This window comes from Saccharibacillus sp. CPCC 101409 (genome assembly GCF_030518235.1).
Classification (GTDB): Bacteria; Bacillota; Bacilli; order Paenibacillales; family Paenibacillaceae; genus Saccharibacillus.
Genome location: NZ_JAULSA010000001.1, coordinates 442,467 through 453,859 on the forward strand (window position 1 = coordinate 442,467; position 11,393 = coordinate 453,859).

The following is an 11,393-nucleotide window of genomic DNA, read 5'->3' on the forward strand; positions in this document are numbered from 1 at the left end:
GGAGGGCATGGAAGTGCCAAAAACAAAACGTTTCAATATTCGCACAAAAATTTTGGCCGGCTATTTGTTTATCCTCGTTTGCCTGGGTCTGTCGCTGGTCGCGGTATCTTCCCAGGTGGGAGATCTGCAGGAATCGAACGAATTTATCAGCACCCACGATATCAAAGTGCACGACGAAGTCAGCGCGCTGCAGAAAAACCTGCTCGATATGGAAACGGGACAAAGAGGGTACCTCTTGACCGGCGACCGCAATTACCTCGAACCGTATAACGACGGCCGCACCCGGTGGGAAACGAATTACGGCAGCCTGTACCAGCTGGTGGAAGACAATCCGTCGCAGCAGACGAATCTGCGGGCGATCCGCTCCAATATCGAGAAGTGGATTGCCGAAATGGGCGACAAAACGATCCAACTGAAGGAACAGGGCAAAGACGCCGAAGTACTGGCTTTTTATACCGGCGACGCCGGCAAGCGGGAAATGGACCAGATGAGGGTACAGTTCGACGCTTTCCGCCAGACCGAACAGACTCTGACCGACGCGCGCGTCGCCGAGCTTAAAGCCGACAGCACGCGCATGGTCTACGCCATGCTGGCGCTGTGGGTGCTGGTCGGTATCGTATCCATCGTGGCGGCCATGACGATCGCGGGCAGCATTTCCAAAACGATCAACCGCGTGACGAACGCGATCCGCTCCATTACCGCCGGCGGCGATCTGAAAGGACGAATCGACGTTCGCAGCAGCGACGAGGTCGGCGATCTGGCCGATTCCACGAATACGCTGCTGTCCAAGCTCCAAACGGAAGATCTGCACAAGGAACGCCTGATCCGGCTTGCGGAACTGCTGCAGGAGAAGTCGACTTCGACGACGGCGCAGCTGGCGGAAGCGTTCCTGGCCAGCGTATCCGATTCGATGAGCATTCCGGTCGGCGCTTTCTATCTGGTGGACGAAGAACGCGATATGCTGCTCAAAGCGGCGGCGATCGCCGAAGACCCGGAGCATGCCAGACGCACCGCGGGCGTGTCGATCGCGTTCGGCGAAGGGCTGGTCGGCCGCTGCGCGCGCGAAGGGCGAATGATTCACCTGAGCGAGGTGCCGGCGGATTATATCAAAGTCTCCTCGGCGCTCGGAACTTCGCCTTCTGCGGAAGTACTGCTGATGCCGGTGATGCACGGAGGCCGCGTCAAAGCCGTGATCGAGTGGGCGTCGCCGTCGGCGTTCTCGGCGGATCAAATCGAGCAAATCCAGCGCAAGACCGAGCTGCTCGGCAGCACGCTGCAGGCGGTCGAAGCGCGGCAGGAGATCGAGCGCCTGTACCGCGAATCGCAAACGCTGAACGAAGAACTTCAAGTGCAATCGGAAGAACTTCAAGTCCAGTCCGAAGAAATGCAAACCCAGGCCCAGGAACTGATGACGCAGCGCGACGAACTGGAGAGCATCAACGAGCTGCTCGGCGCGCAGAAGCACGAAGCGGAAGTATCGGCGCACGAGATCGAGAAGTACGCGGAGCAGCTTCAGGTCAGCTCCAAATACAAATCCGAATTCCTGGCCAATATGTCGCACGAGCTGCGCACGCCGCTCAACAGCATGCTGATCCTGTCGCAGATCCTGTCCGAGAACTCGGGCCGTACCCTGACGCACAAAGAAGAAGAGTACGCGTCCAGCATCAATGCGTCGGGCAAAGACCTGCTCAGTCTGATCAACGATATTCTCGATCTGTCCAAAGTCGAAGCCGGCAAGATGCATATCGAGCTGGCATCGGTCGATCTCGGCGCGGTAGCGGCCGATATGAACCGCCATTTCAGCGAGACGGCGAACCGCAAGCGGCTCGACTTCCGGATCGAGATCGAAGAGAATGTGCCGGGCGTGATCTTTACCGACGAGATGAGGCTGCAGCAGATCCTGCGCAATCTGCTGTCCAACTCGTTCAAGTTTACCGAGCGGGGCGAGGTGGTACTTCGCATCGCCCGCACGCCGGGCAAACGCATGAATTCGGAATGGGCGTCCTACGACCAACTGATGTTCAGCGTCAGCGATACGGGAATCGGCATCACCGAGGAGAATCAGCGATTGATCTTCGAAGCGTTCCAGCAGGCCGACGGCACGATCGCCCGCCGCTACGGCGGAACGGGACTCGGCCTGTCGATCTCGACCCAGCTCTCCGGACTGCTGGGCGGGGAGATTACGCTGGACAGCCGTTACGGCTCGGGCAGCACGTTCTGTCTGTATCTGCCGTGCGTCAAAGACGACGGCGAGATCGCGGATCTGTTCCTGCCGCTGGACGGACGCAGATCGTGGCCGGACAGCGAGCTTCCGCTGCTGCGGGAAGCGGTCCTGCGCGACGATCCGCAAACGGGGCGCATGCCGGTCGAATACCTGTCGGCGGAGCGTTTCGAGCTTGAACCCGCCGCGGGACAGATCGTGATCGTGCCGGAGACGATCGCGGACCCGTCCGACGGCTCGGGCCCGCAGGGAATTTCGCTGACTCTGGCGGAGCCGCAGCGCAGCCTTTCGTTCACAGGCATGCGAATGATGATCGTCGACGACGATATCCGCAACGTGTACGCGCTGACCAGCATGCTGGAGAATCAGGGCGTGGAGATCACGGTCGCCCAGACCGGTCTGGACGCCCTGGACAAGCTGAACAGCGACGGAAGCTTCGATATGATCTTTATGGATATCATGATGCCGGAGCTGGACGGTCTCGAAACGATGCGCCGGATTCGCAGCGCGCCGGGATTCTCGGATATTCCGATTCTGGCGCTGACCGCCAAAGCGATGAAAGAAGACCGGGAGAAATGCCTGAACGCCGGCGCTTCCGATTATCTGACCAAACCGCTCGATATGGAGCTGGTGCTGGAACGGATGCGGATGCTGCTGGAAGAATCGGCAGAACTCACCGGCTGATTGCCGGCCGCCGGTCTGCCCGGCCGAATGGAACCGGCGATCGAATCAAGGATCGAACCGGGAGAAAATCGGGACATGCCAAAAGAACCTTCAACACCGCGACGGAAGCGGTGAATGAAGGTTCTTTTTTGTGGGAATCGAAAGCCGGGCACACCGGAGAAGTTCGGTAAAGACTCTCTGCTCCGGCGTGCTGCCCACAGTGCCGATATCGCACCGATCCGCTCAGCTCGGCAGCTGTTCCCGGCCGGACTGCCGGGCGTGCCGGTACAGCTCGGCGTAATGCCCGCCTCTGGCGACCAGCTGGGCATGCGTGCCCTGCTCGGTCAGCTCGCCGTCTTTCATAACGAGAATGCGGTCGGCGTGCATGATCGTCGAGAGACGGTGGGCGATGACGATCGTCGTCCGTCCCTGCGATACGGAAGTCAGCGCTTCCTGGACCAGCTTTTCCGTTTCCGAATCGAGATTGGCCGTCGCTTCGTCGAGAATCAGGATCTTCGGCCGGAACACGACGATGCGGGCAAAGGAGATCAGCTGCCGCTCGCCGGCCGACAATCCGCTGCCGCGTTCCGACAAGTGCGTATCGTACTGCTGCGGCAGCCGCATAATCATCGGATGGGCGCCGACGAAGCGGCACGCTTCCACGACCTGTTCGCGCGTGATGTCTTCGCGGAACAACCGGACGTTGTCCACGATCGAACCGGAGAACAGGTACGGGTCCTGCTGGATCAAACCGACGGCCGCATGCAGGTCTTCCTCACCGATGCGCCGGATATCCGCGCCGTCGATCTCGACCGAGCCTTCGTTGACGTCGTAGAAGCGGTTGAGCAGGCTGATGAGGGTGCTTTTGCCGGCTCCGGTCGTGCCGACGACGCCGATCATTTCGCCCGCCGGGATATGCAGGTTCAGCTGCTTGAGCACCGGGCGGTCGGGGCGGTAGCCGAATGTCACATTCCGGAAATCGACTGTTCCTTCGATCCGCTGCGGATCGAACGGCGCGCGTTCCTCGGCTTTGGGTTCGCGCACGTCGGGCTTCGTTTCCAGCACGCGCTGGATGCGCTCGACCGCGACCGTGGTGGATTGGAAGGTGTTCCACTGCATCGTGATCTGGTTGATCGGCTGGAAAAATTGGCGGATATAGCTGACGAACGCATACAGCACGCCGACTTCCATGCTTTGTCCGAGCACGGCGCGGCCGCCCAGCCAGACCATCAGCACAAGCGCGGCGTTGCCGAGAATATCGAAGGTGCGGTTGAACAGGACGTTCGAGCGGATCTGGCGCAGGTTGGCGGTCCAGTAATTGCGGTTCTGCTCCGTGAAGCGGCCGAACTGTTCTTCTTCCTGGCGGAACGATTGGATCAGGCCCATGCCCGACAGATTCTCCGCCGTAAACGCGATCAGACGCGACAGCCGGCTGCGCGCCTGCTGATACGTGCTGCGCAGATACGAACGAAACAGCGCGGCGACGATGAAGATGACCGGCAGGATCAGCAGCGAATAAGCGGCAAGCTGCACGTCGAGGCTGAACATGAGCCCGATAATCAGGACCAGCATCATGCCGTCGCGCACGAGACTGAGCAGTACCTGCGTGAAGAATTGGCTGATCGTTTCCGTATCGTTCGACACGTTGGTCACCAGGCTGCCGCTGTGCGTTCGGTCGAAGAACGACATGGACATTTTCGAGATATGTCCGAACAGGTCTTTACGGATGCGGGCGATGATGCTCTGCCCGGCATACTGCAGGAGGTTATTCTGCAAATACGTAAAAATGAAGCTGACGACGGCGATGCCCAGGTACAGCAGGCCGAGCCGCATCAGCGCGCCGCCGCCTTCGCCTTTGGCCAGATGGTCGTCGATCGCGACCTGGACGAGCAGCGGCTGGAGCAGTTCGGCCGAGATGCCGAGCAGCGCGCAGAACGCGACGCCCGCAAAAGCGAGGCGGTGCGGCTTGGCATAGCCCATCAGCAGCTTGAGCGTCGAAGAGGTGGACGGCTTTTCTTCGGTGCCCGAAGCGCCGGCCGGTTCTTTAACGGCCGTTTTATTCAAGTTCGCCATGCTGTAACCCCTCCTCCTGCAGTCTGTGCAGCATCGCGTATGCGCCTTCGCGGCGCAGCAGCTGTTCATGCGTGCCGCGCTGCACGATCCGCCCTTCGCTGAGTACGACGATTTCGTCGGCGTGCTTGACCGCGCTGATACGGTGCGAGATGATGATCGTCGTCTTGCTGCGGCGCTCCCGGACCAGATTGTCCAGGATGCCCGTTTCGGTGACGGCGTCCACGGCGCTCATACTGTCGTCGAGGATCAGCACCCGGGCTTTCTTGGTCAGGCCGCGCGCCAGGCTGGTGCGCTGGCGCTGTCCGCCAGACAGCGTTACGCCGCGTTCGCCGAGCCGGGTATCGAAACCTTCGGGAAAACGGACGATATTGTCGTAAATGAGCGCTCTTTTGGCGCCTTTCTCGACTTTCTCCATCGGCGCTTCGCGATCGCTGAACGCGATATTGTCGCGGATCGTCGTGCTGAACAGGAAGCCGTCCTGCGGCACGTAGGCGAGGCGTCCGCGCAGGCTTTCCAGCGACAGGTCGCGAATATCCGTTCCTCCGAAAAACAGCGAGCCGCGCTCCGGTTCGTAAATGCGCAGCAGCAGCTTGACCAGCGTGGTCTTGCCGCTGCCGGTCCGGCCGACGATACCCAGCGTCTGGCCCGGACGGATCGTCAGGTCGATATGCTTGAGCGCCGGTTCGCGGGCGCCGGGATACGTGAACGACAGATCGTCGAAGCGGATCTCGCAGTTCTGCTCCAGCGTCTGGGCGTCTTCTTCGTCCTGGACGTCGGGTACCTCGCTCATCAGGCGGTTGACCCGCTCCAGCGAAGCGCCGGAGCGCTGCATCATATTGATGACGTTGCCGATCTGCTGGAGCGGACCGACGATGATGCGCATGTACAGCGTCAGCGAAACAAAGCTGCCGAGCGTGATGGTGCCGTTCAGCGTCTGCGCGCCGCCCACGAGCAGCGCGAGCACGAGCGACAAAGCGCCGAGAAAAGGAATCGCGGCTTGAAACAGCGAGGAGAGCCGGACGAGGAACAGCTGCGCCGAGCGGATCAGGTCGACTTTTTCGCCGAAGCGGGCGCTTGCGATTTGTTCCGTCCCGAACGTCTTGCTGACCCGGATGCCGCCGAATTGTTCTTCCGCCGATTCGGTCATTCCCGCCAGCGATTCCTGCACGCTCATCGAACGTTTGCGGACCTGCGGCCCGATGCGCACGACGATCAGCGGAATAAACACCAGCGGGCTGATGCAGATCAGGATCAAAGGCAGCGGAATCGAACCGGCCAGCATCATAAAAATACAGGACAGCAGCAGCACGACCGCGTTGGTCGTCTGGGTTACGCCGTTCGAGATCGATTCGCGCACCGATTGCACGTCGTTGGTCACGTAGCTGAGCAGTTTGCCGGTTCCCTGCTTGGAGAAAAAGTGCTCGCTCAGCACGGAGAACTTGCCGAACAGCTTCTGGCGCACTTCGAATTCGAAGCGCCGTCCCAGGCGCATGACCTGATACTGGCCGAGGCCGAACAGCACGCCGTACGAGATCCCGATCGCCAGCAGAAGCAGCGCGAAGCGCACGACGGAGTCATGGTTGAGCAAACCGGACTGCAGATCGTCGGTAAAGTGCCCGAGCACCAGCGGAAGCGCCGACTGGATCACGTTGGCGACGATAATCAGCAGCACGGCCATCAGATAGCCCGGAATGTGTTCGAACACATAATCTTTAAGCAGCTCTTTTCCTTTCAATTCTTCTTCAACTCTCTTTCGGACCGTCCGAGGCGGCCGGCGGCGCTTGAAACGGAGCTGCGCCGCGGGAGCCGTCCGGACGGAGGATCGGCTTTTTTTGTTAATAAGTTAACCAGGAGCCTGCGAACGCGGAGACCGCTTTCAAAACGGCGTTTCCCGGACGGAATACGGCTAAGGGGCGGAGGCTGCACAGGACACGGAAGAGGCAGGGAGGAAGAACGCCGCGCGTCCGTACCGCCCTACCTCTTCTTCGAAACCGTAAACCGTTCGGGGCGCCGACGAGCGGGCTCCGAAGGCGGTCTGCGCACCTGTCTTATTTCATCATATACATATTACCCTTTGAGATGGAAGGAAAACGGATGCCGAATAAATGAAAGGAGAAAACACAAAGCGGAAAAGCCGCGGCATGAACCGCCGCGGCTTGAAGGATCGTGCTAAACATAATGCAGCCCGTATGCGTACGGCAGCGGAATCGGGGTGAACCAGTCCGGCACTTCCGCGCGCAAAGGCGATTCCGGGTCCAGCAGCAGACCCTGCGCTTCGCCGGGATCGAGTCTGCGCCCGTCCGATTTCAAGAAGACGGAACCGTGCGCGTCGGCATCGAGGACTTCGCTCCAGGGACGGCTCCAGATCGGGGCGGCCTGATCCAGCAGCAGCCGAATCCGGCCGGCGCTGAGCGTGCCGGCATTCGGCGCCGGAGTCGTTTCGGCTCCGGCTTCGCGAAGCAGGCCGAGCAGTCCGGTCTCCTGCCACGGCACGGAGACGTGCAGTTCGTCCAGGCCGAGGCGCTGCGGCAGGACGGCCAGCAGGGCGGCGGCGTGCAGCGGCGAGCCGCCGTATTCGATCACGGTCGGCGGGGCGGACGCCGACTCCGCGGGTGCGGGCGGGACGGGCTCCGCGCCGTCCGGGCGGTCGTTCCGCAGATGATGCGGAACCGCAAGAACCGCGTAAGCGACCGGCGCATCCCCGACGCCGGCGAGGATCACGCGCTGGGACAATCCCAGCACGTTGGCGAAAGCGGCTGCGCCGAGCAGCTCGCCGAGACCCGCGGCGCTTTCTTCGAACCGCGCAGCGGCGTGGCCGGCTTCGCGCAGCGCGTGCAAGCGCTGCAGGTCTTCCGGCTTGGCGTCGCGAAGCCGGAGCGCGGGCAATGCTTCCGGCGCGTGCGAAGCGCGCCGGGGAGCGGGGCGGCCCGCGCCGGGGCCGCCGCTTGGGCCGTCCGGCCGCAGCACCGCGGCGGCGGTGCGGCCGAACGGCAGGCAGCCCGCTCGCGTATACAGCGAGCGGTCGCCCGAGACGAAGAGCAGCGGCGCTTCGGCCTGCGCGGCGTGAACGAAGCAGCGTTCGAGCAGCCGGCCCGCCAGGCCGGCGCCTCTGTGCTCGGGCGCGGTGCAGACCGAGCCGATCGAGAAGGCGCGGATGCGCGTCTGCGCCGCGCCGTCGACGCGCAGCGTGGAGGGGGCGAGCCCCATGAAGGCGGCGAGCGAGCCGTCTGCGGCGAACGCGCCGTAGGAGTGGACGAGGCCCGGCGCGAACAGGCGCGGGAACATGGCGCCCATCGACACCTCGGCTCCTCCCCGGAAAACGGAGTCCGACAGCCTGACGGCTTCGGCAAGTTCCTGCGGTTCGAGCAGGCGGATAGTGGTCATAAGCGATTGCTCCTTTTCGGTAGTACCTTGTCAACAGTAAAGGTAGGAATACGCTCTCCTGAGATTCGTACCTGAAGCGTGTACGAAGTCTCCGACGGAATCGCACCTAAAGCGTGTGCGTTTCAGGAAAACGTAAACCTGTGATTAAGAGTTGAAAGGGTAATAGGCTGTTGGCTTGGGGCGAATATAACAGAAAGCGCTTCGATTTGCAAAAAGCCGCGGATTTATTCAGTTCAGTGAAGCGAGTTAAGGTGAAGCGAAGCTAAATCTGAGGCGCTGTATGGAGTGGCACGCAGTGCGGGACTATCGGCGCGGGAGTACCGGAAAGCAAGTGCGAAAATCCACTTCGCCTGCTTGTTTTCTGGCAGAAATCGGGAAACAAGTGCAGATATCCACTTTAATTTTCGTTTTTGGCCGGATTGGAGCGATTGCGAGGGGATAGAGTGGATATTTGCACGTTATCGCTGAAACTTGCAGGGATCATCGGGAATGGAGTGGATATTTTCATTAGATTAGGAGAGACGGAGGCAGGAAAGAGGAAGGAAATAGATTTTTAGCTTCGAAGCCGGAGATTTTGCAAAAGTCGATTGGAATCGCTCGCAGGAAACCTTTCGATTGCGGGTGAAGCGTTCCGCAATCGAAAGCTCAGATTAAACTCGCTGTGGGGATTTTGCAAAATCTTCAACGCAATCAAAAGCTCTGATGAAATTCGCTTTCTGGATTTTTGCAAAATCTTTGACTATGATAGGAGTAGGCGTTTTGCAATAGGCGGGCAGCAGGAAGAAATCGTACGCCCGGGCAGCAAGCTCGCGGCAGGCGGTTCTTCTCATACATATATAAATAGAGAAATCAAAAGGGGAGCTGGGGCAGTGGACTCGTTTGCGCAAAAACTGGAGCAGTACGCGGAGCTGGTTGTGAAGGTAGGCGTCAATATTCAAAAAGGACAGGTGCTGCATCTGCAAGCGCCGATCGAAGCGGCGGAGTTTGCGCGGCTTGTGGTCAAGAAAGCTTACGAAGCGGGCGCGAAGTACGTCGAGATCGAGTGGGAAGACGAAGCGTCGACGCGGCTGCGCTACGAATACGCGTCGGAAGACACATTCGACTATTACCCGGCATTCAAAGCGGAAGCGCTGGAGAAGCTGGCCATCGATGGCGGCGCGGTCATGCACATCAAAGTGCCGGACCCCGAGCTGTACCGAGGAATCGAGTCGTCGCGCGTGGCGCGGGCGACCAAAGCGATGTCGGCGGCGCGCAAAGGCTACCAGCATTACGTCCGCACGAACAAGCTGAGCTGGTGCCTGATCAAAGCGCCAACGCGGGCCTGGGCGAACAAAGTGTTTGCCGATCTGCCGGAAGAGCGGCGCGTGGACGCGATGTGGGACACCATTTTCCAAATGAACCGGGTCGGCGAAGGCGATGCGGTCGAGAACTGGCGCCGCCATATCGAAACGCTCAAAGACATGCAGGGCAGGCTGAACGACAAAAATTACAAAAGCCTGCATTACCGCGCGCCCGGCACCGATCTCAAAGTCGAGCTGGCGCAGAATCATCTATGGCTGGGCGGCGGCGATACGAATCAGTCGGGCGTGTATTTCGTGGCCAACATGCCGACCGAGGAAGTGTATACGATGCCCAACCGCCTGGGCGTAACCGGCAAAGTGACCGCTACCCTGCCACTCAATTTGAACGGACGCCTGGTCGAAGGATTGTGGCTGGCGTTTGAAAACGGCCGGGTCGTCGATTACGGCGCGGAGTCGGGACGGGAGCATCTGGAGTCGCTGCTGGATACGGACGAAGGCGCGAAGTACCTCGGCGAAGTGGCGCTCGTGCCGTACAGCTCGCCGATCTCGCGGCTGAACCGCATTTTCTACAACACGGGCATCGACGAGAATGCTTCCTGCCATTTTGCGCTGGGCAGCGCCTATCCGGTTAATATGAAGGAAGGCACGTCGCTGTCGCAGGAAGAACTGGTCGAGCACGGCGGCAACGTCAGCTTGACCCACGTGGACTTCATGGTCGGTTCGGACAAGCTGGATATCGACGGAGAGCGGCAGGATGGAACGATCGAGCCGGTGTTCCGCGCCGGACAATGGAGTATTTAAATTTTAATTTTGCAAAATCTTTTAAATGAAAATTTATCTATTCGTCTGACAAATATGGTACATTAAACGAAGGAGGGATGGGCATGGATGAGCAGTTCCAGCGGCAGCTCGAAGATCAGAAACGGCTGTTTAAGCAGCTCGGCCTGAAGCTCGACGCGTTGCAAATTCATGAGAAGGACTTTCCCGTCAAAATGCGCGGGTATACCAAAGAGGACGTCGACGCGTTCCTGGACGATATCATTACGGACTACGAGCGTTTCCACCAGGTGATCTCGGATCTGCTGGATAAATACAACGCGCTTCAGCGCCGCCACGGTTACGACCTGGAGAAGAAAGACAGCGAGATTGCGCGCCTGGCCGAGAAAGCCAAAGTGCAGGATTATCTCGTCGACCGCCGGATCGTGGAAGAAGCCGTGCAGGATATGGAGCGCACGCTCCAGGCGGCCAAACGCCGGATTCGTCCAAGCGATTCGTACAGCGATCCTTATTGAGCTTTTTCGAGCCGACAATAAAGCGTATCCCGCTATCTTGAAACGCGGTCCCAACCCCCACATCTGAGAGGAGAATCCGGTCATGGATAGAATCGAAAGCAAAGAGCAGTATAACGAACAGATCGGCGGCGAAGGCCTGACCGTCATCAAATTCGATACGAACTGGTGCCCGGATTGCAAAAATCTGGACCGGTTTATCGGCGGAATCATCGAGAACAACCAGGACAAGCAGTTCTTCGCAATGGACGCGGAGAAATTCCAGGATATCGCGGAGTCCAACGAAGTGCGCGGCATCCCGAGCCTGCTCGTGTTCAAGAACGGCGAGAAGATCGCCCATCTGCACAGCAAATTCGCCAAGACGCCTGCGCAGGTATCCGAGTATCTGGAGTCGGTGGGCAAGTAAGCCGCCGCTCGGCCGGGATGTCGTTTTAAGCGAAGGTTGCATAAAAGGGAAAAGGG

The 11,393-nt window shown here is 59.8% G+C and carries 7 protein-coding genes; 4 read left to right on the forward strand and 3 right to left on the reverse strand.

Annotated features, from left to right (window positions below; genetic code table 11):
* The first annotated feature begins 13 nt into the window (after window positions 1-13).
* Window positions 14-2,905 (forward strand): CHASE3 domain-containing protein, encoded by a 2,892-nt coding sequence (locus QWJ34_RS01795; protein WP_302725334.1) that lies wholly within the window; start codon window positions 14-16, stop codon window positions 2,903-2,905.
* Window positions 2,906-3,127: 222 nt separating this feature from the next.
* On the opposite strand, the gene QWJ34_RS01800 is transcribed toward QWJ34_RS01795, so the two are convergent.
* The 3 genes from QWJ34_RS01800 to QWJ34_RS01810 all read right to left on the reverse strand — a co-directional run bounded on the left by QWJ34_RS01800 (window position 3,128) and on the right by QWJ34_RS01810 (window position 8,341).
* The gene (locus QWJ34_RS01800; protein ID WP_483314229.1) at window positions 3,128-4,957 is read right to left on the reverse strand and encodes an ABC transporter ATP-binding protein; all 1,830 of its coding nucleotides are present in this window, start codon (window positions 4,955-4,957) and stop codon (window positions 3,128-3,130) included.
* Window positions 4,941-6,692: an ABC transporter ATP-binding protein gene (locus tag QWJ34_RS01805; RefSeq protein WP_302725335.1), complete on the reverse strand. Its 1,752-nt coding sequence runs from the start codon at window positions 6,690-6,692 to the stop codon at window positions 4,941-4,943. The genes QWJ34_RS01800 and QWJ34_RS01805 overlap by 17 nt, the downstream gene beginning before the upstream one ends.
* A 434-nt stretch (window positions 6,693-7,126) precedes the next feature.
* The gene (locus QWJ34_RS01810; RefSeq protein ID WP_302725336.1) at window positions 7,127-8,341 is read right to left on the reverse strand and encodes a GNAT family N-acetyltransferase; all 1,215 of its coding nucleotides are present in this window, start codon (window positions 8,339-8,341) and stop codon (window positions 7,127-7,129) included.
* 869 nt (window positions 8,342-9,210) lie between these two features.
* Between QWJ34_RS01810 and QWJ34_RS01815 the strand changes: the two genes are divergently transcribed.
* From QWJ34_RS01815 to QWJ34_RS01825, 3 genes are all read left to right on the forward strand, one after another.
* A complete protein-coding gene (locus QWJ34_RS01815; RefSeq protein ID WP_302725337.1) occupies window positions 9,211-10,443 on the forward strand; it encodes an aminopeptidase in 1,233 nt (410 codons plus the stop codon).
* 83 nt (window positions 10,444-10,526) lie between these two features.
* Complete coding sequence (locus QWJ34_RS01820; RefSeq protein WP_302725338.1) at window positions 10,527-10,934, forward strand: DivIVA domain-containing protein; 408 nt, start codon at window positions 10,527-10,529, stop codon at window positions 10,932-10,934.
* 82 nt (window positions 10,935-11,016) lie between these two features.
* Window positions 11,017-11,337 (forward strand): thioredoxin family protein, encoded by a 321-nt coding sequence (locus QWJ34_RS01825; protein WP_302725339.1) that lies wholly within the window; start codon window positions 11,017-11,019, stop codon window positions 11,335-11,337.
* The last annotated feature ends 56 nt before the right edge of the window (window positions 11,338-11,393 follow it).

Excerpts from the sequence above, each read along its gene's own strand:
- QWJ34_RS01800 (WP_483314229.1), bottom strand. The coding sequence starts at position 4,957 with ATGGCGAACTTGAATAAAACGGCCGTTAAAGAACCGGCCGGCGCTTCG.
- QWJ34_RS01810 (WP_302725336.1), bottom strand. The coding sequence starts at position 8,341 with ATGACCACTATCCGCCTGCTCGAACCGCAGGAACTTGCCGAAGCCGTC.
- QWJ34_RS01820 (WP_302725338.1), top strand. The coding sequence starts at position 10,527 with ATGGATGAGCAGTTCCAGCGGCAGCTCGAAGATCAGAAACGGCTGTTT.
- QWJ34_RS01825 (WP_302725339.1), top strand. The coding sequence starts at position 11,017 with ATGGATAGAATCGAAAGCAAAGAGCAGTATAACGAACAGATCGGCGGC.